This is a genomic window from Pseudomonas benzenivorans (genome assembly GCF_024397895.1).
In the GTDB taxonomy this organism is placed as follows: Bacteria; Pseudomonadota; Gammaproteobacteria; order Pseudomonadales; family Pseudomonadaceae; genus Aquipseudomonas; species Aquipseudomonas benzenivorans_A.
The window spans coordinates 3374196-3399214 of record NZ_CP073346.1 but is presented as its reverse complement, the minus strand read 5'-3'; the positions used below and the strand labels follow the sequence as shown (position 1 = coordinate 3399214).

Annotated in this window: 25 protein-coding genes; 16 read left to right on the top strand and 9 right to left on the bottom strand. The window is 68.2% G+C overall.

Annotation, left to right across the window (positions count from 1 at the left end; translation table 11 throughout):
- The first annotated feature begins 35 nt into the window (after positions 1-35).
- Entirely contained in the window at positions 36-1124 is a 1089-nt protein-coding gene (trmA, locus tag KDW96_RS15960; RefSeq protein ID WP_255837210.1) for a tRNA (uridine(54)-C5)-methyltransferase TrmA, read from the top strand.
- 3 nt (positions 1125-1127) lie between these two features.
- Here the strand turns inward: trmA and KDW96_RS15955 are convergent, their stop codons facing one another.
- Positions 1128-1514 (bottom strand): DUF4345 family protein, encoded by a 387-nt coding sequence (locus KDW96_RS15955; protein WP_255837209.1) that lies wholly within the window; start codon positions 1512-1514, stop codon positions 1128-1130.
- Positions 1515-1647: 133 nt separating this feature from the next.
- Here KDW96_RS15955 and KDW96_RS15950 point away from each other — a divergent pair, with 133 nt between their 5' ends.
- The 10 genes from KDW96_RS15950 to KDW96_RS15905 all read left to right on the top strand — a co-directional run bounded on the left by KDW96_RS15950 (position 1648) and on the right by KDW96_RS15905 (position 11355).
- Positions 1648-2082, top strand: a complete 435-nt coding sequence (locus KDW96_RS15950; protein WP_255837208.1) for a DUF411 domain-containing protein — start codon at positions 1648-1650, stop codon at positions 2080-2082.
- Between the two features lie 109 nt (positions 2083-2191).
- Entirely contained in the window at positions 2192-3115 is a 924-nt protein-coding gene (locus KDW96_RS15945) for an aldo/keto reductase (RefSeq protein ID WP_255837207.1), read from the top strand.
- Positions 3116-4393: an NTP/NDP exchange transporter gene (locus KDW96_RS15940; protein WP_255837206.1), complete on the top strand. Its 1278-nt coding sequence runs from the start codon at positions 3116-3118 to the stop codon at positions 4391-4393.
- A gap of 146 nt (positions 4394-4539) precedes the next feature.
- The gene (locus tag KDW96_RS15935) at positions 4540-5208 is read left to right on the top strand and encodes a TetR/AcrR family transcriptional regulator (protein WP_255837205.1); all 669 of its coding nucleotides are present in this window, start codon (positions 4540-4542) and stop codon (positions 5206-5208) included.
- Positions 5208-5792, top strand: a complete 585-nt coding sequence (locus tag KDW96_RS15930) for an IMPACT family protein (RefSeq protein ID WP_255837204.1) — start codon at positions 5208-5210, stop codon at positions 5790-5792. Before KDW96_RS15935 ends, KDW96_RS15930 begins: the two co-directional genes overlap by 1 nt.
- A 137-nt stretch (positions 5793-5929) precedes the next feature.
- A complete protein-coding gene (locus KDW96_RS15925) occupies positions 5930-7285 on the top strand; it encodes an 8-oxoguanine deaminase (RefSeq protein ID WP_255837203.1) in 1356 nt (451 codons plus the stop codon).
- A gap of 107 nt (positions 7286-7392) precedes the next feature.
- A complete protein-coding gene (locus tag KDW96_RS15920) occupies positions 7393-8340 on the top strand; it encodes an adenosine deaminase (protein ID WP_255837202.1) in 948 nt (315 codons plus the stop codon).
- A gap of 138 nt (positions 8341-8478) precedes the next feature.
- The gene (locus tag KDW96_RS15915; RefSeq protein ID WP_255837201.1) at positions 8479-9249 is read left to right on the top strand and encodes a substrate-binding periplasmic protein; all 771 of its coding nucleotides are present in this window, start codon (positions 8479-8481) and stop codon (positions 9247-9249) included.
- Between the two features lies 1 nt (position 9250).
- Entirely contained in the window at positions 9251-10600 is a 1350-nt protein-coding gene (locus KDW96_RS15910; protein ID WP_255837200.1) for a GGDEF domain-containing protein, read from the top strand.
- A 20-nt stretch (positions 10601-10620) separates the two neighbouring features.
- Positions 10621-11355: a substrate-binding periplasmic protein gene (locus tag KDW96_RS15905; RefSeq protein ID WP_255837199.1), complete on the top strand. Its 735-nt coding sequence runs from the start codon at positions 10621-10623 to the stop codon at positions 11353-11355.
- Between the two features lie 38 nt (positions 11356-11393).
- Here the strand turns inward: KDW96_RS15905 and KDW96_RS15900 are convergent, their stop codons facing one another.
- The 5 genes from KDW96_RS15900 to KDW96_RS15880 form a co-directional block, all read right to left on the bottom strand.
- Positions 11394-11861: a copper chaperone PCu(A)C gene (locus KDW96_RS15900; protein ID WP_255837198.1), complete on the bottom strand. Its 468-nt coding sequence runs from the start codon at positions 11859-11861 to the stop codon at positions 11394-11396.
- Positions 11862-11930: 69 nt separating this feature from the next.
- Positions 11931-13271, bottom strand: coding sequence for a PepSY-associated TM helix domain-containing protein (locus KDW96_RS15895; protein ID WP_255837197.1), 1341 nt, complete (start codon positions 13269-13271; stop codon positions 11931-11933).
- A gap of 120 nt (positions 13272-13391) precedes the next feature.
- Complete coding sequence (locus KDW96_RS15890; RefSeq protein ID WP_255837196.1) at positions 13392-13775, bottom strand: DUF2946 family protein; 384 nt, start codon at positions 13773-13775, stop codon at positions 13392-13394.
- Positions 13776-13856: 81 nt separating this feature from the next.
- The gene (vimR, locus tag KDW96_RS15885) at positions 13857-14774 is read right to left on the bottom strand and encodes a transcription regulator VimR (RefSeq protein WP_255837195.1); all 918 of its coding nucleotides are present in this window, start codon (positions 14772-14774) and stop codon (positions 13857-13859) included.
- Positions 14775-14787: 13 nt separating this feature from the next.
- Complete coding sequence (locus tag KDW96_RS15880; RefSeq protein ID WP_255837194.1) at positions 14788-14982, bottom strand: hypothetical protein; 195 nt, start codon at positions 14980-14982, stop codon at positions 14788-14790.
- A gap of 30 nt (positions 14983-15012) precedes the next feature.
- Between KDW96_RS15880 and KDW96_RS15875 the strand changes: the two genes are divergently transcribed.
- The 4 genes from KDW96_RS15875 (at position 15013) to KDW96_RS15860 (ending at position 18668) form a co-directional block, all read left to right on the top strand.
- Positions 15013-16029: a zinc-binding alcohol dehydrogenase family protein gene (locus KDW96_RS15875; protein ID WP_255837193.1), complete on the top strand. Its 1017-nt coding sequence runs from the start codon at positions 15013-15015 to the stop codon at positions 16027-16029.
- A 114-nt stretch (positions 16030-16143) separates the two neighbouring features.
- Positions 16144-16413: a DUF2790 domain-containing protein gene (locus tag KDW96_RS15870; RefSeq protein ID WP_255837192.1), complete on the top strand. Its 270-nt coding sequence runs from the start codon at positions 16144-16146 to the stop codon at positions 16411-16413.
- A 165-nt stretch (positions 16414-16578) separates the two neighbouring features.
- On the top strand, positions 16579-18414 hold the full coding sequence (locus KDW96_RS15865) for a bifunctional diguanylate cyclase/phosphodiesterase (RefSeq protein ID WP_255837191.1): 1836 nt from the start codon (positions 16579-16581) through the stop codon (positions 18412-18414).
- 86 nt (positions 18415-18500) lie between these two features.
- The gene (locus tag KDW96_RS15860) at positions 18501-18668 is read left to right on the top strand and encodes a hypothetical protein (protein WP_255837190.1); all 168 of its coding nucleotides are present in this window, start codon (positions 18501-18503) and stop codon (positions 18666-18668) included.
- Here the strand turns inward: KDW96_RS15860 and KDW96_RS15855 are convergent.
- The 3 genes from KDW96_RS15855 to KDW96_RS15845 form a co-directional block, all read right to left on the bottom strand.
- The gene (locus KDW96_RS15855) at positions 18665-19867 is read right to left on the bottom strand and encodes a Bcr/CflA family multidrug efflux MFS transporter (protein WP_255837189.1); all 1203 of its coding nucleotides are present in this window, start codon (positions 19865-19867) and stop codon (positions 18665-18667) included. The two genes, KDW96_RS15860 and KDW96_RS15855, sit on opposite strands and share 4 nt — an antisense overlap.
- A 94-nt stretch (positions 19868-19961) precedes the next feature.
- Positions 19962-23081: an efflux RND transporter permease subunit gene (locus KDW96_RS15850; RefSeq protein WP_304665557.1), complete on the bottom strand. Its 3120-nt coding sequence runs from the start codon at positions 23079-23081 to the stop codon at positions 19962-19964.
- Positions 23082-23093: 12 nt separating this feature from the next.
- Positions 23094-24233 carry an efflux RND transporter periplasmic adaptor subunit gene (locus KDW96_RS15845; protein ID WP_255837188.1) on the bottom strand — a complete coding sequence of 380 codons (1140 nt, stop codon included), beginning with the start codon at positions 24231-24233 and terminating at the stop codon, positions 23094-23096.
- 147 nt (positions 24234-24380) lie between these two features.
- Between KDW96_RS15845 and KDW96_RS15840 the strand changes: the two genes are divergently transcribed.
- Positions 24381-25004, top strand: a complete 624-nt coding sequence (locus KDW96_RS15840; protein ID WP_255837187.1) for a TetR family transcriptional regulator — start codon at positions 24381-24383, stop codon at positions 25002-25004.
- Positions 25005-25019: the final 15 nt, after the last annotated feature.

Here is a 25019-nt window from a genome sequence, read left to right as displayed (position 1 = left end):
TGTCCGTTTCAGCCGCAAGCAATGTCGAGTAGTCCATGAGCCGTCCCCAGTTCGATCCCGCCACCTATGCCGCCCAGCTAGACGAGAAGAAGCAGCGCCTGATCGAGCTGCTCGCGCCCTTCGCCGCGCCGGCGCCCGAGGTCTTCGAGTCGCCCCGCGAGCACTACCGCCTGCGCGCCGAATTCCGCCTGTGGCGCGAGGGCGAGGATCGCCACTACGCCATGTTCGAGGCCGGCGACAAGCACACGCCGATCCTGCTGGACGACTTCCCCATCGCCAGCGCCCGGATCAACGAGCTGATGCCGCGCCTGAAAGCCGCCTGGCAGGCCAGCAAGGTCCTGAGCTTCAAGCTGTTCCAGGTCGAGTTCCTCACCACATTGGCCGGCGACGCACTGATCACCCTGTGCTATCACCGTCCTCTGGATGCGGCCTGGCAGGCCGAAGCCGAGAAACTGGCCGCCGAGCTTCAGGTCAGCCTGGTCGGCCGCTCGCGCGGCAAGCGCCTGGTCATCGGCCGCGACCATGCCCTGGAAGCGCTGCAGGTGGCCGGCCGCACCTACCGCTACCGCCAGCCGGAGGGGGCCTTCACCCAGCCCAACGGCGAGGTGTGCCAGAAGATGCTCGGCTGGGCCTTCGAGGCGCTCGGCGAGCGCGACGACGACCTGCTGGAGCTGTACTGCGGCAATGGCAACTTCACCCTGCCCCTGGCCACCCGGGTGCGCAAGGTGCTGGCCACCGAGATCAGCAAGAGCTCGGTGAATGCCGCCCTGGCCAACCTGGACGACAACGGCATCGACAACGTGACCCTGGTGCGCCTGTCCGCCGAGGAACTCACCGAGGCGCTCAACGAAGTGCGGCCGTTCCGCCGCCTGGCCGGCATCGACCTCAAGAGTTATGAGTTCGGCAGCGTGTTCGTCGACCCGCCGCGCGCCGGCATGGACCCGGACACCTGCGAGCTGACCCGGCGCTTCGGGCGCATTCTGTACATCTCCTGCAACCCCGAGACCCTGGCCGCCAACATCGCCCAACTCAGCGACACCCACAAGGTGACGCGCTGCGCGCTGTTCGACCAGTTCCCCTACACCCACCACATGGAAGCGGGCGTGCTGCTGGAGCGGCGCTAGGCGCTAGAGACGGTTCAGGGTGCGCAGCGCCCAGAACGCCAGCCCGGCCGAGACCAGTTCCAGCAGCAGGGCAACGAGGTTGAAGGTCTGCTGGGCGCCGCCGTCCAGCCACAGGCCGCCGATGCGCGCCAGGGCCAGGGCGCTGTACAGCAGCACCAGCAGGGTCAGGGCGCCACGGATCAGCTCCAGGCGCGCCAGGGCCAGCAGCAGGTAGGCCGCCAGGCCCAGCTGCAGGCCGCCATAGTAGGCCCGCACATCGGTGGCCGCGGCCGGCGCCATCAGCAGCATACCGCTGAGGTTGCTCATCTCGTGGGGGCGGATGAAGTAGGCCAGGCCGAGGCCGCCCAGGGCCAGTATTTGCAGAATCAGTACCACCCGCGCCAACAGCATCGACAGCTTCCTTCTCATGTCCGGGAGCGGGCAGCATAGGCCCAGCCTGGCATATTCGGAAACAGCCAGAGCCTGGGGCGGTGCCGGCGACGGCGTTATCCTGTCACCCCGAATCCTTAGGGAGTCCTGCCCGATGCGCCTCGCCTTGCTTCTCGCCACGCTGTTTGCCGCCTGGGCCCAGGCCGCCGAGCCGCTGACCATCGATGTCCACCGCGACCCCAACTGCGGCTGCTGCAAGGCCTGGATCGGCCACCTGCAGGACAACGGTTTCACCGTCGTCGACCATGTCGAGACGGACATGAGCGCAGTCAAGCAGCGCCTGGGCGTACCGCCGCGCCTGTCGGCCTGTCACACCGCGGTGATCGACGGCCAGTTCGTCGAGGGCCACGTGCCAGCGGCGGACATTCTCAAGCTGCGCCAGCGCCCCGATCTGCTCGGCGCGGCCGTGCCGGGCATGCCGACCGGCTCGCCGGGGATGGAGCGCGGCGATATCCGCGACGCCTATCAGGTCATAGGCCTGGACCGCCAGGGGACCGAGCAGGTGCTGAGCGAGCATCCGGGCAACTGAGCCGGCGCGCCCCGACCCCGGGGACTATGCTCGAACGGTGAAGCGCGCGCTCCGCGGCCCGCCGCGCCTCGGGTTTCCAGTCCCTTAGGCCGCGCCCCTGGAGGACAGCATGCCCAGCCGTCGTCAGGTCATCCAAACCGGCGCCACCCTGCTCGGCCTCGCCGCCGCCCTGCCGCTGCTGCCCCACCGCGCCCTGGCCCTCGAGCCCGGGCAGTTGCTGCAGCGCAAGATTCCCGCCAGCGGCGAGCTACTGCCGGTGATCGGCCTGGGCACCTCGCGCACCTTCCACGTGCGTCTCGACGATGCCAGTCTCGCGCCCCTGGAGGCGGTGATGCGCACCTTCATCCAAGGCGGCGCCAGCCTGATCGACACCGCACCGAGCTATGGCAACGCCGAGGCGGTCACCGGCGAGCTGCTGCGGCGCACGGGCCACCAGGGCCGGGCCTTTCTCGCCAGCAAGCTGTCCGCCACCGGCCGCGACCGTGGCCTGGCCCAGTTCGAGGCAAGCCTGCGGGCGCTGCAGAGCGAGCGCCTCGACCTGGTGCAGGTGCACAACCTGCAGGACACCCGCACCCAGCTGGCCCTGTTGCGCGAGCTGAAGGCCCAGGGCCGGGTGCGCTATGTCGGCATCACCCACTACCGCGAGGCGGCCCACGACGACCTGCTGGCGGTGTTGGCCAGGGAGCCGGTGGATTTCGTCCAGCTCAACTACTCGGTGGCCGAGCGCAACGCCGAGCGGCGCCTGCTGCCGTATTGCGCCGACCACGGCATCGCCACCCTGATCAACCGTCCCTTCGCCCGTGGCCAGCTGTTCCAGCGGGTGCGCGGCCGACCGCTGCCAGACTGGGCCAAGGAAACCGACGCCGACTCCTGGGCCCAGCTGCTGCTCAAGTTCATCCTCGCCGAGCCGGCGGTGACGGTGGCCATTCCGGCCACCTCCAAGGCGCACTACATGGCCGACAACCTCGGCGCCGGCCTTGGCCGCCTGCCGGATGCCGCGCTACGCGAGAAGATCGTCCAGGCGTTCGCCTGAATGCCCGCCGCCGTCATGACCGCGGCGCAGCGCCTGGCCCGGGCGATCAACGCCGAACCCGGCGAACTGCGCGCCGCGCTGAACGGCTTCGCCCTGTTCTTCTGCCTGTTCTGCGGCTACTTCATGCTGCGGCCGATCCGCGAGGCCATGGGCATCCGCGGCGGCGTGGAGAACCTGCAGTGGCTGTTCAGCGCCACCTTCGTGCTGATGCTGGTGGCCGTGCCGCTATTCGCCTGGCTCAACTCGCGGGTACCGCGCTCGCGCTACATCGACTGGGTGTACGGGCTGTTCATCCTCAACCTGCTGGCGTTCGCCGCCGCCTTCGCCCAGGGCGACGGGGTGTGGCTGGCGCGGCTGTTCTACGTGTGGCTGTCGGTCTACAACCTGTTCGTGGTGTCGGTGGCCTGGAGCCTGATGAGCGACGTGTTCGACGCCGCCCAGGCCCGCCGGCTGTTCGCCTTCATCGCCGCCGGCGCCAGCTGCGGCGGCCTGCTGGGACCGGCGCTGAGCACCCTGGCGGTCGGCGCCATCGGCCACAGTGGCCTGCTGCTGGGCGCCGCCCTGCTGCTAGCCGGCGCCCTGGCCGCCAAGCATCTGCTGATGGCCTGGCGCCCGCTCGGCGGCGCCGGGCGCCCCGGCGCGCCGCCCAGCGAGGACCCGCGCGAGCCGGTGCCGGGCAACCCCTTCAGCGGCATCGGTCGGGTGCTGGCCTCACCCTACCTGCTGGGCGTCGCCGCCTTCGTCATCCTCCTGGCCAGCGCCAGCACCTTCCTCTACTTCGAACAGGCACGCCTGGTGCAACAGCGCTTTCCGGACCCGATCGAGCAGGTGCGGGTGTTCGGCCTGATCGATTTCACCGTGCAGGCGCTGTCGCTGCTGGCCCAGCTGTTCGTCACCGGCCGGGTGGCCGACAAGCTCGGCCTGCGCGCCCTGCTGGCAGGGGTACCGCTGCTGGTCTGCCTGGGTTTTGTCGGCCTGGCCCTGGCGCCGACCTTCGCCGTGCTGGCGGCGCTGATGATCGTTCGGCGGGTCGGCGAGTACGCCTTCGTCCGTCCGGGCCGGGAAATGCTCTTCGCCCCGCTCGATGCGCACAGCAAGTACAAGGCCAAGAACTTCATCGACACCGTGGTCTACCGCGGCGGCGACGCCCTCAGCGCCTGGTTCAAGGCGCTGCTCGACGGCCTGGCCCAGGGCGTGCTGGTGGCGGCCCTGGTCGGCGCCGGCCTGGCCGCGCTCTGGGCGGCGCTGGGCTGGTACCTGGGCGGACGGCGGCCCTGATCGGCACCAAGCGCCGCGGTTGACCGCCGACCAGGCGACGGCAGTCGGCCCGCGACTGTGTTTTTTCCGCCCCAGGCGCTTGTCACCCCGGCGACACTGGGTTATCTGTGCACAGGCTCCGCCTCACGAAGATTTCGGTACCGTCTATGACCCTTGCAATTCCCCCGCACAGCGCCAACTCCGCCGACAAGCCCGCCGGGCGCATCCGCCAGAAGAACGAAGAGGCGATCCTCGCCGCCGCCGAGGAGGAGTTCGCCCGCCACGGGTTCAAGGGCACCAGCATGAACACCATCGCCCAGACCGTCGGCCTGCCCAAGGCCAACCTGCACTACTACTTCAGCAACAAGCTGGGGCTGTACCTGGCGGTGCTGAGCAATATCCTCGAGCTGTGGGACAGCGCCTTCAACAGCCTGAGCGTCGACGACGACCCGGCCGAGGCCCTGGACCGCTATATCCGCGCCAAGCTGGACTTCTCCCGCCGCTACCCCAAGGCCTCGCGGATCTTCGCCATGGAGGTGATCAGCGGCGGCGAATGCCTGTCGGCCTACTTCGATCAGGACTACCGCACCTGGTTTCGCGGCCGCGCCGCGGTGTTCGAGGCTTGGATCGCCGCCGGCAAGATGGACCCGGTCGACCCGGTGCACCTGATCTTCCTGCTGTGGGGCAGCACCCAGCACTACGCCGACTTCGCCTCGCAGATCTGCCGCGTCACCGGCCGCTCGCGCCTGACCAAGCAGGAGTTCGCCGAAGCCGGCGACAACCTGGTGCGCATCATCCTCAAGGGCTGCGGCCTGACGCCGCCCGCGGCAGTCTGATGGCCTTCACCCTGCTCGCGCCTTGCGAGTACCGCGAGGACATCCGCAAGAGCCGCTTCCTCGCCCTCGCCGCCCCGGTCGCCAGCGCGGCCGAGGCCCAGGCCTTTATCGAGGGTGCCAGCGACCCGAGCGCCAGCCACAACTGCTGGGCCTGGAAGGTCGGCCAGCAGTACCGCTTCAACGACGACGGCGAACCGGGCGGCACCGCCGGCCGGCCGATTCTCGCCGCCATCGAGGGCCAGGACTGCGACCAGGTGGCGGTGCTGGTGATCCGCTGGTACGGCGGCATCCAGCTCGGCACCGGTGGCCTGGCCAGGGCCTACGGCGGCAGCGCCAGCAAATGCCTGCAGGCCGGCGAACGCGCCGAACTGGTGCAGCGTAGCCGCCTCGCCTTCCACTGCGCCTTCGCCGAACTGCCGCTGCTCAAGGCGCGCCTGAGCGACCTGGAGGCACTGCTGGAGCATGAGCAGTTCGACGCCGAGGGTGCCGAACTGCAACTGGCCCTGCCCGAGGCGCGCGTCGACGAGTTGCAGCAGTTGCTCGCCGGCATCAGCCGCGGACGCATCACAACGCGGCGCCTCTGACGCAGGTCACAGCCGGGGGTTGATCCTGACCTTTCGGACAGGTATCTTCGACAGCGCGTCTTCGCACGCACCTGGATCAGCAGACAGGGTCAACACTGAGCTGGCTAACCTGAACTCACCCTCAGAGGAGCCTGCTCATGGCAGCCACCCGTACCTGGATCATGAACCCCCTGGCCATCTTCACCGCCAACGACCTGGACGCCACCGGCGGCCTGGTGGTCGAAGACGGCCTGATCGTCGAAATGCTGGCCGCCGGCCAACAGCCCGCAGCCCCCTGCAGCCATGCCTTCGACGCCCGCGAGCACGTGGTGCTGCCCGGCCTGATCAATACCCACCACCACTTCTACCAGACCCTGACCCGCGCCTGGGCGCCGGTGGTCAACCAGCCGCTGTTCCCCTGGCTCAAGACCCTGTACCCGGTGTGGGCAAGGCTGTCCCCGGAACAGCTGGCCCTGGCGACCAAGGTGGCCCTGGCCGAACTGCTGCTGTCGGGCTGCAGCACCGCGGCCGACCACCATTACCTGTTCCCCGACGGCCTGGAGCACGCCATCGACGTGCAGGTCGGGGTGGTCCGCGAGCTGGGCATGCGCGCCATGCTCACCCGCGGCTCGATGAGCCTGGGCGAGGCCGATGGCGGCCTGCCGCCGCAGCAGACGGTGCAGCAGGGCGAGGTGATCCTCGCCGACAGCCAGCGCCTGATCGGCCAATACCACGAGCGCGGCGCCGGCGCGCAGATCCAGATCGCCCTGGCGCCCTGCTCGCCCTTCTCGGTGACCCCGGCGATCATGCGCGCCAGCGCCGAGCTGGCCGGCAAGCTCGACGTGCGCCTGCACACCCACCTGGCCGAGACCCTGGACGAGGAGGAGTTCTGCCTGCAGCGCTTCGGCCTGCGCACCGTCGATTACCTGGACAGCGTCGGCTGGCTCGGCCCGCGCACCTGGCTGGCCCACGGCATCCACTTCAACCCGGAGGAAATCGCCCGCCTGGGCGCCGCCGGCACCGGTATCAGCCACTGCCCCTGCTCGAACATGCGCCTGGCCTCGGGCATCTGCCCGACCCTGGAGCTGCAGGCGGCCGGCGCACCGATCGGCATAGGCGTCGACGGCTCGGCCTCCAACGACGCCTCCAACCTGATCCTCGAGGCGCGCCAGGCCCTGTACCTGCAACGCCTGCGTTACGGCGCCGAGCGGATCACCCCGGAACTGGCCCTGGGCTGGGCGAGCAAGGGATCGGCCAAGCTGCTGGGGCGCAGCGACATCGGCGAGCTGGCGGTGGGCAAGCAGGCCGACCTGGCCTTCTTCAAGCTCGACGAGCTGCGCTTCTCCGGCAGCCACGACCCGCTGTCGGCCCTGCTGCTGTGCGGCGCCGACCGCGCCGACCGGATGATGATCGGCGGCCGCTGGCGGGTCATCGACGGCCAGGTCGAAGGCCTGGATGTGGCCCGGCTGATCGCCGATCACCGCCAGGCGGCCAAGGCACTGATCGCCGGCTGAGTGCCATGGCCCAGGCGTCTGGCCGCCGAGGGCGGCCATGACGCTCCCGCCATCCTGACCGAGCGGTTAGACTGTCGACGACCCACGCCTGACCGAGAGAACCGACCATGTACGACTGGCTCAACGCCCTGCCCAAGGCCGAACTGCACCTGCACCTGGAAGGCTCGCTGGAGCCGGAACTGCTGTTCGCCCTGGCCGAACGCAACAAGATCGCCCTGCCCTGGAACGACGTCGAGGCCCTGCGCGGCGCCTACGCCTTCAACAACCTGCAGGAGTTCCTCGACCTCTACTACCAGGGCGCCGACGTGCTGCGTCACGAGCAGGACTTCTACGACCTGACCTGGGCCTACCTGCAGAAGTGCAAGGCGCAAGGCGTGATCCACACCGAGCCGTTCTTCGACCCGCAGACCCACACCGACCGCGGCATACCCTTCGAGGTGGTGCTCGGCGGCATCCGCCAGGCGCTCAAGGACGGCCAACAACAACTGGGCATCAGTTCCGGTCTGATCCTCAGCTTCCTCCGGCATCTTTCCGAGGAGGAGGCGTTCAAGACCCTGGAGCAGGCCCGCCCGTTCCGCGAGGCCTTCATCGCCGTGGGCCTGGACAGCTCGGAAAAGGGCCATCCGCCGAGCAAGTTCCAGCGGGTGTTCGACAAGGCGCGCAGCGAGGGCTACCTCACCGTCGCCCACGCCGGCGAGGAAGGCCCGCCCGAGTACATCTGGCAGGCCCTGGACCTGCTGAAGATCCAGCGCATCGACCACGGCGTGCGCGCCATCGAGGACGAGCGGCTGATGCAGCGGATCATCGACGAGCAGATCCCCCTGACCGTCTGCCCGCTGTCCAACGTCAAGCTGCGGGTGTTCGAGGACATGGGTCAGCACAACATCCTCGAGATGCTCGAGCGCGGCGTGAAGGTCACGGTCAATTCGGACGATCCGGCCTACTTCGGCGGCTACGCCGGCGAGAACTTCGCCGCCCTGCACGAGCACCTGGGCATGACCCGCGAGCAGGCCGAGCGCCTGGCGCAGAACAGCCTGGACGCGCGGCTGACCTGAATCGCCGGTGATCGGCTGCGCGCGCCGAGGTTGAAGTTTTTGCCCAAGGCGCCGAAACAGAAGTGAGTGCACCACCCCACAGATAGCAATATAGTGGCCACACACCTTACCTGTTTGCCCTTGCAGGTTGCCGAACACATGGAATGTATCAAGCTCATCGGACCCACCACGCGCCGCTGGCTGATTGCGGCGCTGGCCTGCCTGCCTTCGTTGGCCCCGGCCGGCGAGGCGATTCAGATCCTCACCGAGGAACTGCCCCCCTACAACATGACCCAGGACGGTCGACTCACCGGCATGAGCACCGAAGTCGTGCAGGCCGTGCTGCAGGAAGTCGGTGTGCAGGCGCATATCCAGTCCATGCCCTGGGCCCGGGCCTACGACATCGCGCAGAACACCGAGAACGTACTGATCTATTCGATCGCCCGCACCCGCCAGCGCGAGAAGCTGTTCAAGTGGGTCGGCACCATCGCGCCGGTCCGCTGGTATCTGTTCACGCTGCCCCAGCGCGACATCCAGCTCGGGCAACTCGACGAGGCGCGCCGCTACCAGATCGGTACCGTCAAGGACGATGCCGGCGAACAGCACCTGCTGGACAAGGGCTTTGCCGTCGGCGAGAACCTGCAGTCGAGCAACAGGTATGCGCACAACTACGAAAAACTGACGCTGGGGCGTATCGACCTGTGGATTGCCAACGAACTCAACGCTTTCTATCTGGTGCGCCGGGCCGGGGACGATCCGGACGAGACGCTGGTGCCGGTGCTGAGCCTGCCCGACCTGGGCGATGACCAGGGTTTGAGCATGGCCTTCAGCCCGCAGACCTCGGACGCGCTCGTCGAGCGCTTTCGCCAGGGCCTGAAAACCATCCGCGACAACGGCACCTACGATGCCATCGCCCAGCGGTGGCTCTAGCATGGACTCAGCGGCTGCCAAACCGCGCCTCGACCAGAAGCCCGCCCCAGCGCTGGCCTGCAGCTCGCTCGGCCGCCGCCTGGTGCTGGCGACGCTGATCTTCTGCCTGCTGTTCACCCTGCTTGCCGTAACCCTGCGCAGCGTGTCGGCCTGGAACAGCAACCTGGCGGCGATGACCGCCGAGCTGAAGCTGATCGATCAGGTGTTTCAGCGCACCCTGTCCAAGGCGATCTGGGAGATGGATCGCGATGCCCTGCAGACCCAGCTGGACAGCGTCGCCCAAGCCGCGCCGGTAGGCCGGGTGCAACTGAGCATCCTGCGCGCCGGCCGCCCCCCCGAAGTCCTGACCCAGCAGCGCGCCGAGCGCCAGCCCTCGACACTGGTGCCATCGCTGCAGCAGACGCTCACCTATGAGCCCTACCCCGGCGCCACGCAGAACCTCGGCGAGCTGGTCATCGAGGGCGACGAGCGGCTGCTCTGGCAGCGCCTGCTGAGCGACGTGACCAGCATCGTGATCACCCAGGTGATCCAGTCGCTGCTGCTGGCAGGGCTGATCATGTGGATGTTCAACCGCTCGGTCACCGTGCATGTGCGGCATATCGCGCAGCACCTGGGCGAATTGTCGCCCGCCAACCTCAAGCGGCTATTGCGCATCGAGCGCAAGGCCTCGCGCCGGGACGAGCTGAGCCTGCTGGAGGCCGGAGTCAACAACCTGCAGGGCAAGCTGTCTGACTACCTCCAGCAGCAGCGGCGCGACGAACTCGACCTCGCCGCCCACCGCGATCGCCTGGCCGAGCTGGTGGAAGAGCGCACGGCCGAACTGCGCCAGGCCAACAGCCGCCTCGAGGAGCTCAGCCGCAGCGATCCGCTGACCGGACTGGCCAACCGGCGGCACTTCGATGAGATGAAGGAGATCGAGCTGCGCCGCGCCACCCGCCTGAACCAACCGCTATCGGTGCTGATGTGCGACATCGATTGCTTCAAGCTCTACAACGACACCTACGGCCATGCCCAGGGCGACCAGTGCCTGCAACGGCTGGCCGAACGGCTTAAGCACGTCTTCGGCCGCGCCGGCGAGCTGGTGGCACGGCTCGGCGGTGAGGAGTTCGCCGTGCTGCTGCCGGGCGCCGACCTCGACCAGGCGCACAAGGCCGCCGAACGCCTGCGCCAGGACCTCGCCGCCCAGGCCGTGCCGCACAGCAGCTCGCAGGTGGAGCCCTACCTGACCCTGAGCATCGGCGTCGCGCAGTACGACCCCCAACTCATGGACCGTTTCGATCAGCTGCTGCAGTGCGCCGACGAGGCGTTATACCGGGCCAAGCGCCTGGGCCGCGACCGAATAGCCCAGTGACGACACTTAGGAGGCTGCCCATGACATTCGTTCAATCCGTCTGCAGTGCCGTATTGCTGACCCTGGCCTGTGCCTGCTGCCAGGCACAGGGCATCCAGGTCGTCACCGAGGACACGTCGTACAGCTACCTGGAAAACGGCCGCGTGGCGGGGCCTGCCAGCGCCGTGGTGGAAGCCACTTTGCAACGGGCGGGGCTGAGCGACTACAGCCTCGCGCTCTATCCCTGGGCGCGGGCCTACGACATGGCGCTGCAGCAGCCCGACGTGCTGATCTACCTGATCGCCCGCACCACGGAGCGCGAGCCGCTGTTCAAATGGGTGGGCGAAATCACCCGCATCGACTACCACCTGTACAAACTGCGGGCCCGCCAGGACATCCAGGTGCGCACCCTGACGGACGCCCGGCAATACAGCATTGGCGTGCTGCGCGACGATGTGCGGCAGAAATACCTGCGCAACCAGGGCTTCAGCAAGCTGGTGGTCTCGGCGACCAACCGCGACAACTTTCAGAAACTACTGAACCAACAGATCGAGCTGGTGGCCATGCCGGAGCGCGATGTCGCCATGCTGTGCGAAGACGTGCGCGTCGACTGCGCCAGCCTCGAGCCGGCTTACACCCTGGACGCCATTTCGATGGGACTGTACATGGCCTACAGCCTGGCGACCGCCGATGAAACCGTGAACCGCACCCGCGCGGCCTTCGACAGTCTCAAGGCAGAAGGCCGGGTGAGCCTGTTGCTGAGCGGCCAGCGCTAGCGCTAGATCCGCCGGGTCACCTCGGCGCACCGCGCCTCTTAGTGGTGAGCGGTTTCCTCGGCCGGCGGTTCCTTCTCTACCGCCACGTCCACCTGGATTTCCCCCGCCTTCTCGAAGGTCAGGGTCAGCGGGAAGCGCTCGCCTTCCTTCGCCTGCTGCTTCAGGTCGAACAGCATGACGTGGTAACCCATGGGCGCGAACTTGAGTTCGCCCCCGGCCGGCACCTCGACGCTTTGCACCTGTTGCATCTTCATGAGCCCATCGGCGTGCACGTGCTCGTGCATCTCGGCCTTGCCGGCCACCGGCGTCTGCACGCCGACCAGGCGGTCGGCCTGCTGGCCCCGGTTGTGCACCACGAAATAGGCCGCGGCGGTCGGCGCCACCGGCGGCATCTCCCGCGACCAGGGGTGGGCGACGTGCAGTTCGCCCGCGCTGTATTCATGGGCGCCGGCCAACAGGCTGGTACCGAGCAACGCGGCCAGCAGCAGGGTTTTCTTCATGGGCATGGTGTTTCTCCTTGGGATGGTGAGTCTCGTATTCCAACTGAAGCGAAAGGACGCCAGTGCGGTCATGGCTCAACCGGCCTGCAGCTTGGGCGTCGACCCCAAACGCGAGAGTAGCAGCCAGTCCAACGCCCAGATCAGCAGCAGCGATGCCCCCACCAGCGGAAAGACAGCGCCGAGCAGCAACATGATGACGATGGCCGTCTTCCAGCGCGGCAGATCGTGACGCAGCGGCGGCACGCCGAGACTGCCCTGGGGACGCCGGCGCCACCACATGATCAGGCCGCTGACGGCGCTGAGCAGCACCATCAGGCAGACGCCGAGCATCAGCAGCTGGTTGGCCAGGCCGAACAGCTTGCCCTCGTGCAGCACCACGCCGGTCTCCACCACCCGCGCCACCACACCGTAATCCTGCCAGCGCACGTCGGCCAGCACCGCGCCGCTGTACTGGTCGAGGTGCAGGGTCGCATCGTGGCGCGGGTCGTCGGCGAACAGGGCAACGCTGTACACCCCCGTCTCGCCCCTGGGCAGGCTGATGCTGTAGCCGCTCTGCACGCCGCGCGCCGCGGCGGTGTCGACCACCTGCTGCAGGCCGATCTGGGCGGTGGGAGAAGCGTCGACCGAGCCCGCCGCCTGGTGCGCGGCATGGGGATCGGAAAGCGGCAGCGGGGTGTTTTCCACCGCCCAGGCCACGGTCTGTCGGGCACTGCTGTTGAGGCTGCGGGCCTGCAGGTCGGACTGCGGCACCTCGTTCCACATGGCCGCCGGGAAGTGGTTCCAGGCACCGGCGAAACGCTCGCCCCAGAAGCCGGTCCAGGTCATCCCGGTGAGCAGCATGAACAGCAGCAGCAGCGAGCCCCAGAAGCCGGTGACCGCATGCAGGTCGCGCCAGAACAGGCGGCCGCGGCTGGCCAGGCGCGGCCACCAGAGGTAGAGTCCGGACACCACCAGGACGATGCCCCAGCCGGCGGCCAGCTCGATCAGGCGATCGCCGAGGGTGCCGATCATCAGTTCGCCGTGCAGGCGGCGGGCGATGGCCTGCAGGTTGTCCCGGGCGTCCTGGCTGCCCACCAGCGTGCCGCGGTAGGGATCGACGAACAGGTTGAGCTCGCGCCCCTGTTCGGCGATGACGAACTGCGCGCTCCGCCCCTCCCCGCGGGGCGGCAGATATTTGCTCACGGTCGCCTGGGGATAGGCCTGGCGCACCGCGGCCAGTTGCCGGTCGGCGCTCAGGCGTTGCTCGGCCACCGGCACCTGCAGCAGGTCGGCGTACATCAGTTGATCCAGCTGCGGCTTGAACAGGTAGATGATCCCGGTCAGCGACAGCAGGATCAGGAACGGAATGACGAACAGCCCGGCATAGAAATGCCAGCGCCAGGCCAGGTTGTAGAACGAAGCAGTGGATGGGTGCATGGTCAGGCTCCGGTGTAGCGCAACGGAGGACTCGCGCCCGCAGGACGCATCGGCATTCGAGCGCTACGGGTGCCAGGAGTCCGGGCATGGGACGGGCGCCAGCTGTGCCGGCACAGGTTGCTACAACGAAGGAGAGGCGCGGGGATTGGCCGAGGGCCAGAGAAAGCGCACCGGCCGGGCGGCGCGCAAGGTCACGACCGCCGGCTGGCGGGCGGCGCAAAGCAACCCGAGCAGGCCGAAGAAGGCCGCCAGGATCAGTGCGCTGAAGGTCGAGGACAGGGCGCAACCGGCACCGCCGGCAGCCCCCTGCGACGCCAGGCCGGCGTCGCCGAAATCGCTGCCCGAAGCGCTGCCACCGTCCAGGGAGCAATAGACGCCGTCCAGACCGCTGAGCTGCAGGCCGGCCATCTGACCGTGGCCGATGCTGCAGGCGAGCGCGCTGAACAGGACGCTGAAATACAGCATCCAGGCGAGCAGCGAACGGTCGGAGCGGGCCAGTTTCATGGCGGGCGACTCTAGCAGGTGGAGGAGGCGCGGCAAGGGCGCCGGACTGTGGCGGGTTGCCGCAGCCGGTCCGGCGCAAGCTTAGGTCGCCCAGGGCGCCCGCGCCAGCAGGTCGGCACAGCGAGCCTGGACGAACTCACGCAGCAGGTGCACCGGCTTGCTCAGCTGGGCGCGATGGGCGCAGATCAGGTTGAGCGGCGTCGACTCGCCTTGCCACTGCGTCATCAGCACCTTGAGCCGGCCGGCCTGCACATCGCCGGCCACGTCCAGCCAGGACTTGTAGACCAGGCCGAAGCCGGCCACCGCCCACCGTCGCGCCACATCGGCGTCATCGCTGCAACGGTCGCCGGTCACGTTGACGCTCTGCTCGCGCTTGCCATCCTGGAAGCGCCAGCGCTCATGCACCCGGCCGCCCAGCATATAGAGCAGGCAATTGTGCCCGGCCAGTTCTTCCGGCGTCTGCGGTTCGCCATGCCGCGCCAGGTACGACGGCGCCGCGCACAACACGCGGCGGTTGCCCGTCGCGATCGGCAGGGCCACCAGGCTGGAATCGTCGGGCGCACCGTAGCGCAGGGCGATGTCCACCGGGTCGCGAAACAGGTCGCTGACCCGGTCGCCGAGCAGCAGGCGCAGTTGCAGCTGCGGATGGGCCAGCTGGAACTCGTCGAGCCAGGGCAGCAGGGTGTTGCGGCCGAAGTCCGATGGCGCCGACAGCTGCAGCGGGCCGCTGATGCCGACCCTGCTACCCGCCAGCTGCTGCCGACCATCGTCCAGGCTCTGCAGGGCCAGCCGGGCATGGCCGAGAAACAGCTCGCCCTCGGGCGTCAGGCGCAGGCTGCGGGTGGAGCGGTTGAACAGGCGCACCTCCAGCTGCCGCTCCAGGCGCTTGAGGCCGGCACTGGCCACTGCCGGCGAAATGTCCAGCCGCCGCGCGGCCGCCGAGAGATTGCCGAGATCGGCCGTGCGCACGAACAGCTGCAGGTCATCGAAACGCAGCATCGAGGCACCATTATCAAAAAAATATTGAAAGAGACTCTATCTGCAGGCTGTTTTTCTCGTCAATCAAATAACCGAGCATGGACACCTCGCGAATCGCCGTCCAGCCAGGCCACGGCCGCGGCCCCTGCTGGCCGCCCCAGCCACACGCCCCGTCCAGGGCACCGCCGCCATGGCGAAACTGAGCCTGCTGGAACAGTCCGAACTGCAACAGACGCCACTTATCCGCCAAGGAGCCCCCATGAAAGCCATCGCCTATTACCAATCCCTTGCTGCCGACCAGCCCGAGGCGCTGCAGGACGTTCAACTGCCCGAGCCGATCCCGGGGCCGCGCGACCTGCTGGTCGAGGTCAAGGCCATCTCGGTCAACCCGGTGGATACCAAGATCCGCAAGAACGTGGCGCCGCAGAACGGTGAGGCCAAGGTGCTCGGCTGGGATGCGACCGGCGTGGTCAGCGCCGTGGGCAGCGAAGTCAGCCTGTTCCAGCCGGGCGACCGGGTCTTCTACGCCGGCGCCATCAACCGCGCCGGTGCCAACAGTGAACTGCACGTGGTCGATGAGCGCATCGTCGGCCACATGCCCAAGAGCCTGACGTTCGCCGAGGCCGCGGCGCTGCCGCTGACGGCGATCACCGCCTGGGAACTGCTGTTCGAGCGCCTGCAGATTGCCGAGTGCAACGGCGATCAGGGCCAGAGCCTGCTGATCGTCGGCGCCGCCGGCGGCGTCGGCTCGATCCTGGTGCAACTGGCCCGCCAGCTGACCGGATTGACGGTGATCGGCACGGCCTCGCGCCCCGAGACCCAGGCCTGGGTGCGCGAGCTCGGCGCCCACCATGTCATCGACCATCGCCAGCCCCTCAGCGTTGAACTCGAGCGCATCGGGATCAACCAGGTGACCCACGTCGCCAGCCTGACCCAGACCGACCAGCATTTCGACGAGCTGGTCGAGGCCCTGGCGCCACAAGGTCGCCTGGCGCTGATCGACGACCCGGCACAACCGCTGGATGTCATGAAGCTCAAACGCAAGAGCCTGTCGCTGCACTGGGAGCTGATGTTCACCCGCTCGCTGTTCGAGACCGCGGACATGATCGAGCAGCATCGGCTGCTCGAGCGGGTGGCCCAGCTGGTCGACGCCGGCACCCTGAAAACCACCCTCGGCGAGCACTTCGGGCGTATCGACGCAGCCAATCTGCGCCGCGCCCACAGCCTGCTGGAGAGCGGCCAGGCCAAGGGCAAGATCGTCCTCGAAGGCTTCTGAGCCGGCGCTTCGCTCCGCACGGGTCCCTGCCGACCAACGGTCAGCAGGGACCCGTAACGGCGTCGCCGTTGCCACGTCAAAAACTACGTGGGGCAACGTCAGGAGGTCTCCAAGATGAAACGCCTAATCCCCTTAGCACTCATCGTCGCCGTCGGCTGCTCGGCTACGGCGCTCGCCCAGCCTACCCAGGGTCCGGACTACAGCCAGGTCCCGGCGGTGGACTACCACTACGGCATGACCCTGGATGTACGCAAGGTCATCCACATCACCGACAACTCGGACAAGACGGGCGTGGTGCCTGCCACCATCACCTACCTCGACAGCCAGGGCCAGCTGCACCGGGTCAATTACCTGGAACTGGGACGCGCTAACGACGGCAATTAGTTCGCAGTCCTGCTATCTTGACGCCTGGCCGCTCGGGCCAGGCGCCTTCGATGCACCTCGCCCCCGGCCGCTCACCTTCCAACTAGACTGCAATCAGCATCGCGACAGGCCGCACGCGGCAGGTCCGACATGCGCTCGCGCACATCCGATATATCGGCGGTAAGGATGCGACCCGAACTAGTAGCCCCACTGCGCCTGGCTGGCGTCTATGCCCTCTTCGGCACCGCCTGGATCCTGTCCGGCGATTACTTGCTGACGCTCGCGGTGACCGACCCCAAACTAATCCTCAGCTTGCAGTCCGCCAAGGGCCTGGCCTTCGTGCTGCTCAGCGGTCTGCTGATCTTCTTCGTTAGTTACCGCGAACGTCAGGCCCACGGCCAACTGCTCGGCGTGCTGACGCGCAACAGCCGGCTGCTGCAGCAAGCCCAGCGCAATGCCGCCCTGGGCAGCTGGGAGTACCACGGCCGCTTCCACTGGAGTCCGGAGGCATTGGGTTTGCTGGGCCGCGATGCCGGCAACGCCTCGAGCAGCCTCGAACAACTGCTCAACTGGCTCCACCCCGCCGATCGCCAGGCCGTTCAGCGCGCGTTCCAGGCGCTGATCGCCCAACACAAGGCGCTGACCATCAGTGCACGGCTGCACCAGCCGCACCGCCAGCAGGTCACCTGGCTGATGCTGCGCGGCGAGGTCGACGGCGACGGCCAGATCCTCGGCACCCTACAGGACATCAGCAGCCAGAAGCGCGACGAGGCGGCCCTGCGCGAGAGCGAGCAGCGCTTCCGGCAGCTGTTCGAGCAGACCCCGCGCATCGCCGTGCAGGGCTACGACCGCGAGCGCCGGGTGGTCTACTGGAACGCCGCCAGTACCCAGCTGTACGGCTACAGCGTGCAGGAGGCCATGGGCAACCGCCTGGAGGACCTGATCGTGCCGCTGCCGGCGCGCAACCAGGTGGCCAGCGCGATCAACCATTGGCTGCTCGGCGGTCCGCCGACCCCGGCGGCGGAAATGCAGTTGCAGCGCAAGGACGGCAGTCCGGTATGGGTCTACTCCAGCCGCTCGCTGCGCCGCGACAGCCTCGACCGCCCCGAGCTGTACTGCATGGATATCGACATCAGCGAGCACAAGAAGCTCGACGACCAGCTGCGCGCCAGCGAGGCCGGCTACCGCGAGCTGGTCGAACAGCTGGCCGAAGTCATCGTCAAGATCGACGCCGCTGGGCACCTGAGCTTCCTCAATCCGGCCTGGGAACGCCTCAGCGGCTACGTCGGCTACGAGAGCCTCGGACGGCAGCTGGTGCGTTTCTTCGAGAGTGCGGACGGCACGCGTCTGGCCGAACAGCTGAACGCCGTTGCCAATGGCGGACAGACCGGCCTGCGCGGCGACTACCGCCTGCTGACCCGCAATGGCCAGCCGCGCTGGGTCGACCTGCAGCTCAGCCGCCGGCCGGACGGCAGCCTCAGCGGCAGCCTGCGCGACAACCACGAGCATCACCTCAAGCAGCAGCTGCAGCAGGCCCGCGTTGCCCTGCTGGAGGCGCTGTTCGAGCGCCAGCCGCTGGAGCGGGTGCTGGAAGACACCTGCCGGCGCCTGCAGGCGCTGATCCCGCAGGTGCGCGCGGCGATCATGCTGCAGGACCCGCAGCAGCGCCTGCACCTCGCCGCCGCCCCCGATCTGCCCGAGGCCTACCGGCAGGCCATCGACGGGGTCCAGGCCGGGGCCGAGGTCGGCTCCTGCGGCCATGCAGCCTACAGCGGCGAGCTGGTGATCGCCGAGGACCTCGACAACCACCCCTATTGGCGCGACTACCGCACCGAGGCCCGCGCGGCCGGGCTGCGTGCCTGCTGGTCGGTGCCGTTCAAGGATGACCAGGGCCGCGCCATCGGCACCCTGGCCATCTATTACGACCGGCCCAGCCGGCCGAGCAGCGGCGACATCGCCCTGGTCAGCGGATTCGCCCAGCTGGCCGGGCTCGCGGTGCAGCGCAGCGCGCAGCAGCGCTGACCACCGGTCGCCCGCCGGCAACTGCCCGGGGAAAATTCAGCGCAGCTAACTAGACTGGCCTTTCCCGTACGAGGAGGTGCCCGATCGTGAACATCAGCATTCAGTCACCGAGCAAGTCCCAAGGCTCCTGCTGGCAAGTCCGCTTCGGCAAGAACCAGGTGAGCTTTCGCAGCGAGGCCGAGGCCCGGGCATTCGTCGCCACCCTCGAGGCGCGCTTGCAGGCGCCCCACCCCCTGCCCCTCGCGGCAAGCTAGACCGGACCGTCGACCAGCGGACGCTCCAGGCGGCGCTCGGCCCACAGGGTATAGAGCGACGCCAGCGTGGCCAGCACGCCGCAGCCGCAGATCACTGTCGCCATCGGCCAGGCGCTGCCGTCGTGCAGCGCCCCGACCAGGGCCGCCGCGCTGGCGGCGATGGCGAACTGCAGACTGCCGAGCAGGGCCGAGGCGCTGCCGGCATGGCGGCCCTGGCCGGCCATGGCGCAGGCCGTGGCGTTCGGCAGGAGCACGCCGAGGCTGGCGATGCAGCCGAACAATGGAACCAGCAGCGGCCAGAGCACCGGCGGTTGGCTGAGGGCGATGACCAGCAACGCCAGGCCGCAGCCCAGGTAAAACCACACCAGGCGCCGCAGCCAGTAACCCGGCCCATGGCGCGCCACCAGCCAGGCATTCAGTTGCGCGGCGAGGATGAAGCCGGCCGCATTGCTGCCGAACAGCCAGCCGTAGTGCGCCGCCGGCACGCCGTAGAGTTCGATGAAGACGAAGGGCGAGCCGGCGATATAGGCGAACATCCCGGCGATCGACAGGCCGCCGGTCAGGGCGTGACCGATAAAGGGGCGATCACCGAGCAGCCGGCGGTACTCGCCCAAAGCGCCACTCAGCGGGGCTGGCGTTACCTTCCGGCTCAGGGTCTCCGGCAGCCACAGCGCCACCGCCAGCCAGCAGAGTGTGGCGAACAGCGCCAGGCAGACGAAGATCGACTGCCAACCCAGGCTGCTCAGCAGCAGGCCGCCGGCCAGCGGCGCCAGGATCGGCGCGACGCCCATCACCAGCACCAGTTGGGAAAACACCCTGGCCGAGGCGATCGGGTCGCACAGGTCGCGCACCACCGCACGGGTCACCACCATGCCGGCGCAGCCACCCAGGGCCTGGACGAAGCGCGCGACGACCAGGGTCTCCAGGCTGGTCGCCAATGCGCAGGCCAGGGAGGCCAGGGCGAACAGCAGCACGCCGGCCAGCAGCGGCCGGCGGCGACCGAAACGGTCGGCCAGGGGGCCGTAGATCAGCTGACCGATGGCCAGGCCGACGAAGTACGCGGCCAGCGACAGTTGCACATGCTCGACATCCGTGGCGAAGGCGCGCGCCAGGGTCGGAAAGCTCGGCAGGTAGAAGTCGATGGCCAGGGGGCCGAAGGCGCACAAGGCGCCGAGGATCAGCAACAGGCGTAGGTTCATTCGCTCTCCCGCAGGATGCGCCCGGCTATCTGCCGAGTAGGGTGTGCCGTGCGCACCAGAAGACGCCGGCCTGCTTCGGTGCGCGCGGCGCACCCTACAGCTTCTCCTTGCGCCTCCCGGTCAGTTTCTCGGCCAGGGATTCGACCAGCAGGTAGAACATCGGGATCAGGAAGATCGCCAGCACGGTGGCCGCCAGCATGCCGCCGATCACCCCGGTGCCGATCGAATGACGGCTGGCCGAGCCGGCGCCGCTGCTGATGGCCAACGGCAGCACGCCGAGGATGAAGGCCAGGGAGGTCATGATGATCGGCCGGAAGCGCAGGCGCGCCGCCTCCAGCGCCGACTCGAGGATGCCCATGCCCTGCTGCCGGCAGAGCACGGCGAACTCGACGATGAGGATGGCGTTCTTCGACGCCAGGCCGATCAGGGTGAGCAGGCCGACCTGGAAGTACACGTCGTTCTCGATGCCGCGCAGCCACACCGCGAGGATCGCCCCGAATACCGCGAAGGGCACCGCGGTGACCACCGCCAGCGGCAGGGTCCAGCGCTCGTACTGGGCCGCTAGGATCAGGAACACCATGATCAGGCCGAAGACGAAGGCGGTGCTGCCCGAGCCCTGGGTCGCCTGTTCCTGGAATGCCGAGCCGGTCCAGCCGATGCTGTAGTCGCTGCCGAGCACCTCGTCGGCCACCTGCTGCACCGCCGCCAGGGCCTGACCGGAGCTGTAGCCGGGCGCCGGCCCGCCGAGGATCTTCGCCGCCGGGTAGACGTTGAAGCGCGCGTAGGTGTCGGGACCGAGCACCCGTTGCACCTTGACCAGGGTCGACAGCGGCACCAGCTCGCCACCGGCCGCGCGCACGTAGACCTGGGACAGGTCCTCCGGCTTGCGGCGGAAGTCCGCCTCGGCCTGCAGGCTGACCTGGAAGGTGCGGCCGTACAGGCTGAAGTCGTTGACGTAGTAACTGCCGAAGGTCGCCTGCATGGCGGTGAACACCTCGTTGATCGGCACCCCCAGGGCCCGCGCCTTGGTGCGATCGAGGTCGATGTAGTACTGCGGCACGTTGGCGCTGAAGGTGCTCTGCACCCCCGCCAGCTCGGGACGCTGGCGCGCCGCCTCGAGGAACGCCGTGACCTTCTGCGCCAGCTGCGCGGTGCCGGCCCCGCTGCGGTCCTGGATATAACCCTCGAAACCGCCGGTGGTGCTCATGCCGCGGATCGGCGGCGGGTTGAAGGTCATCACCACGCCATCCTTCTGCGCCGCACCCATGCCCATGAACTCGCGGGGCAGGTTGCGCGCGTCGAGTTCCGGCGTGGTGCGTTCGCTCCAGTCCTTGAGCGGCACGAAGGACACCCCGGCATTGCTGCGGGTGCCGAAGGTAAGGATGTCGAAGCCGGCGAAGGTCACCACGTTCTCCACCGCCGGATGGGCCATCAGCTGCTCGGTGACATCGCTGGTCAGCGCTTCGGTGCGGGTCAGGGACGCCGCCGGCGGCAGGAAGTAGGCGTTGATCACGTAGCCCTGATCCTCGCTCGGCACCAGGGAGGATGGCACCCGGCCGAACAACACCAGCATCAGCGCGATCATCGCGCCGAACAGCAACAGGCCCACCGCCGTGCGCTTGAGGAAGAAGCGCACACCGGCGCTGTAGCCGTCGGTCAGGCGCTCGAACAGCCGGTTGAAGGCGCGCAGCGGCGCCGCCGGCTCATGCTGCCCGGGCTTGAGCAGCAGCGCGCAGAGCGCCGGGCTCAGGGTCAGGGCGACGATGCCGGAGATCACCACCGACACGGCGATGGTAATGGCGAACTGCTTGTACATCTCCCCGGCCAGGCCGCCGAGGAAACCCACCGGGACGAACACCGCACAGAGCACCAGGACGATGGCGACGATCGGCCCGGTCACCTCCTGCATGGCCTTGATGGTCGCCTCGCGCGGCCCCAGCTTGTCGCTGCGCATCACCCGCTCGACGTTCTCGATCACCACGATGGCGTCGTCCACCACGATGCCGATCGCCAGCACCATGCCGAACAGGGTCAGCAGGTTGATCGAGAACCCCAGCAGGTACATGCCGGCGAAGGTGCCGATCAGCGATACCGGGATCGCCAGCAACGGGATCAGCGTGGCGCGCCAGTTCTGCAGGAACAGGAAGACCACCAGCACCACCAGTACCAGGGCCTCGAAGAAGGTGTGGATCACCTCCTCGATGGACACCTTGACGAACTGGGTGGTGTCGTAGGGGATCTTGTAGGTGATGCCCTCGGGAAACTTCTGCGCCAGGCGCGCCAGGGTGTCGCGCACGGCCTGGGCGGTGTCCAGGGCGTTGGCCCCCGGCTGCAGGTAGATGCCGAAGGCGGCGTTCTGCTGGCCGTTGAGCGAGGTCATCAGCGAGTAGTCCTGGGCGCCCAGCTCGATCCGCGCCACGTCCTTGAGCAGCAGGCTGGCGCCGGTGGCATCCGAGCGCAGGATCACGCTCTCGAACTCCGCGGGGTCGGTGAAGCGGCCCTGTGTGGTCACCGTGTAGGTGAAGTCCTGTTCCTGCTGCAGCGGTTGCTGGCCGAAACTGCCGGCGGCGAACTGCGAGTTCTGCTCGCGAATGGCCGCGACCACGTCGCTGGGGGTCAGGTTGTACTGCGCCAGCTTGTCCGGGCGCAGCCAGATGCGCATGGAGTAGTCCTTGGAGCCGAACTGGCGGGCATCGCCGACCCCGGGCAGGCGCTTGAGTTCGTCGATCACGTTGATCAGCGCGTAGTTGCTGATATACACCGGATCGCGCGAACCGTCGGGGGAGAACAGGTTGACCACCTGGAGGATGTCCGAGGACTTCTTCTCCACCTTGACCCCCTGCCGGCGCACCTCTTCCGGCAATTTGGCCAGGGTCGCCTGCACCCGGTTATTGACGTCGATGGTGGCCTGATCCGGGTCGGTGCCGACCTGGAAGTACACCGCCAGGCTCATGGCATTGCCGCCGGAGTTGGACTGCTGGTAGATCATGCCCTGGACGCCGTTGATCGACTGCTCCAGCGGCGCGGCCACGGTTTCGGCGATCACCTGGGCGCTGGCCCCGGCATAGCTGGCGCTGACCGACACCTGGGGCGGCAGGATCTCCGGGTACTGGGCGATCGGCAGCGCGCGCATGGCCATCAGGCCGGCCAGCATGATGACCACCGAGATGACCGCGGCGAACACCGGGCGGTCGATAAAGAAGCGTGAGATCACGGGCAACGCTCCTCAGGACTGCTTGTCGGTGGCGGCTTCGGCGACCCTGACCGGGGCGTCCGGGCGCACCTTGGGCAGGCCCTCGACTATCACCCGCTCGCCGGCACTGATGCCCGATTCGATCACCCAGCGGCCGCCGGCGGTGCGCCCGGTGCCGACCTGGCGCTGACGGGCGATGCCCTGTTCGTCCACCACGTAGACGAAGGTGCCGCGCGGGCCCTGGGCGACCGCGCGCTCCGGCACGGTAATGGCGTCGGGCAGGCTGAGGCCCTTGACCAGCACCCGCACGAACTGGCCTGGCAGCAGCTGCTGCCCCGGATTGGGCACCACGGCGCGGACGCTGACGGTGCCGGTGCTGCGGTCGACCAGGCTGTCGGTGAAATCCACCTTGCCTTCCAGCGGGTAGCTGGAACCGTCGCCGAACTGGATCTCCACACGCATCTGCTCGCCGTCCAGGGTCAGGGCGCCGCTCTGCAGGCTGCCGCGCACGTTTTCCACGTCGCGGTCAGGGGCGGCGAAGTTGACGTAGATGGGGTCGAGCTGGGTGATCCGGGCCAGCAGACTGGCATTCGGATCGCCGGCCACCATCAGGCTGCCCTCGGACACCGTTTCCTTGCTGGTGATGCCCGAGATCGGCGCCTTCACCGTGGTGTAGTCGAGGTCGATCTGCTTGGACTGCACCTCGGCCTCGGCGGCCTGGATATTGGCCTTGCTCTGCTCGAAGTTGGAGATGGCATTGTCCAGCTCGCTTTCGCTGGCGAAGCCCTTCTGCTGCAGCTCGCGGATGCGCTTGAGGTCGCGCTCGGTCTGCCGGTAGCGCGCCTGCTCCTGGGCCAGCGCGCCTTTGGCCCGCGCCAGGGCGGCCTGGTAGGTGCGCGGGTCGATGCGGAACATCACCTGGCCCTGCTTGACCTGGCTGCCCTCCAGGTAGGTGCGCTCCTGCAGGATGCCGCTGACCTGGGCGCGCACCTGCACCTCGCGAAAGCCCGCGGTGCGTGCCGCGTATTCGAAAACCAGGGGCAACTCGCCGGCCTCGACGGTTTCCACCAGCACTTCCGGGGGCGGCGGCGCATCGGCCGCCTGGACGGCTGGCAGCCAGTAACTGCAGGCGAGAACGCCGAGGGCGAGAGGAAGGTGGCGAACAAAGGACATGGGTGTCTCCGGGACAGCGCGGGGCAGAGTGCAGAAGGGAGGGGATGCTAGTTACATACAGGACTGTTTGTAAACGACTGACTGGCGCTAAAATCACGACAGACTGTTGCACAAACCTTGAGCCTAGCCGGAACACCCCCGACCGCCATGCGCCGCACCAAAGAGCAAGCCGAGCAGACCCGCGCCGAAATTCTCGCCGCCGCCGAGAACCTGTTTCTGGAACAGGGCGTGGCCCATACCAGCCTGGAACACATCGCCCGCCAGGCCGGGGTGACCCGCGGCGCGGTGTATTGGCACTTCGCCAACAAGGCGGACCTGTTCAACGCCCTGCTCAACCAGGTGCGCCTGCCGCCGGAACAGCTGGCCGAGCGCCTGGCCGGCTGCGACGGCGGCGACCCCCTGCTGTCGCTGCGCAACCTGATCATCGAGGCCATCGAGAACCTGGCCCGCGACCAGCAGAGGCGGCGCATCTTCACCATCCTCCTGCACCGCTGCGAGTTCACCGAAGAGTTGCGCGAGGCCGAGCGCCAGCACGGCGACTTCGTCAACCTGTTCATCGGCCTGGTGGAAAAGCTGCTGAGCCGCCCCGCCTGTCAGGCGCGCCTGCAGCCAGGCGTCACCCCGCGCCTGGGCGCCCGCGCCCTGCATGCCCAGGTGGTCGGCCTGTTCACCGACTGGACCCGCGACCCGGCGCTGTTCGACCCGCTGCAGGAGGCCGGCGGGCTGATCGATGCGGTGCTGCGCGGGTTGATCCGCGACTGGCGGGTATGAGCCCGCTCGCCCCTC

Bases quoted from the DNA above. Each gene is read 5' to 3' on its own strand.
- trmA (WP_255837210.1), top strand. From the start codon at position 36: ATGAGCCGTCCCCAGTTCGATCCCGCCACCTATGCCGCCCAGCTAGAC.
- KDW96_RS15955 (WP_255837209.1), bottom strand. From the start codon at position 1,514: ATGCTGTTGGCGCGGGTGGTACTGATTCTGCAAATACTGGCCCTGGGC.
- KDW96_RS15950 (WP_255837208.1), top strand. From the start codon at position 1,648: ATGCGCCTCGCCTTGCTTCTCGCCACGCTGTTTGCCGCCTGGGCCCAG.
- KDW96_RS15945 (WP_255837207.1), top strand. From the start codon at position 2,192: ATGCCCAGCCGTCGTCAGGTCATCCAAACCGGCGCCACCCTGCTCGGC.
- KDW96_RS15940 (WP_255837206.1), top strand. From the start codon at position 3,116: ATGCCCGCCGCCGTCATGACCGCGGCGCAGCGCCTGGCCCGGGCGATC.
- KDW96_RS15935 (WP_255837205.1), top strand. From the start codon at position 4,540: ATGACCCTTGCAATTCCCCCGCACAGCGCCAACTCCGCCGACAAGCCC.
- KDW96_RS15930 (WP_255837204.1), top strand. From the start codon at position 5,208: ATGGCCTTCACCCTGCTCGCGCCTTGCGAGTACCGCGAGGACATCCGC.
- KDW96_RS15925 (WP_255837203.1), top strand. From the start codon at position 5,930: ATGGCAGCCACCCGTACCTGGATCATGAACCCCCTGGCCATCTTCACC.
- KDW96_RS15920 (WP_255837202.1), top strand. From the start codon at position 7,393: ATGTACGACTGGCTCAACGCCCTGCCCAAGGCCGAACTGCACCTGCAC.
- KDW96_RS15915 (WP_255837201.1), top strand. From the start codon at position 8,479: ATGGAATGTATCAAGCTCATCGGACCCACCACGCGCCGCTGGCTGATT.
- KDW96_RS15910 (WP_255837200.1), top strand. From the start codon at position 9,251: ATGGACTCAGCGGCTGCCAAACCGCGCCTCGACCAGAAGCCCGCCCCA.
- KDW96_RS15905 (WP_255837199.1), top strand. From the start codon at position 10,621: ATGACATTCGTTCAATCCGTCTGCAGTGCCGTATTGCTGACCCTGGCC.
- KDW96_RS15900 (WP_255837198.1), bottom strand. From the start codon at position 11,861: ATGCCCATGAAGAAAACCCTGCTGCTGGCCGCGTTGCTCGGTACCAGC.
- KDW96_RS15895 (WP_255837197.1), bottom strand. From the start codon at position 13,271: ATGCACCCATCCACTGCTTCGTTCTACAACCTGGCCTGGCGCTGGCAT.
- KDW96_RS15890 (WP_255837196.1), bottom strand. From the start codon at position 13,775: ATGAAACTGGCCCGCTCCGACCGTTCGCTGCTCGCCTGGATGCTGTAT.
- vimR (WP_255837195.1), bottom strand. From the start codon at position 14,774: ATGCTGCGTTTCGATGACCTGCAGCTGTTCGTGCGCACGGCCGATCTC.
- KDW96_RS15875 (WP_255837193.1), top strand. From the start codon at position 15,013: ATGAAAGCCATCGCCTATTACCAATCCCTTGCTGCCGACCAGCCCGAG.
- KDW96_RS15870 (WP_255837192.1), top strand. From the start codon at position 16,144: ATGAAACGCCTAATCCCCTTAGCACTCATCGTCGCCGTCGGCTGCTCG.
- KDW96_RS15865 (WP_255837191.1), top strand. From the start codon at position 16,579: ATGCGACCCGAACTAGTAGCCCCACTGCGCCTGGCTGGCGTCTATGCC.
- KDW96_RS15855 (WP_255837189.1), bottom strand. From the start codon at position 19,867: ATGAACCTACGCCTGTTGCTGATCCTCGGCGCCTTGTGCGCCTTCGGC.
- KDW96_RS15845 (WP_255837188.1), bottom strand. From the start codon at position 24,233: ATGTCCTTTGTTCGCCACCTTCCTCTCGCCCTCGGCGTTCTCGCCTGC.
- KDW96_RS15840 (WP_255837187.1), top strand. From the start codon at position 24,381: ATGCGCCGCACCAAAGAGCAAGCCGAGCAGACCCGCGCCGAAATTCTC.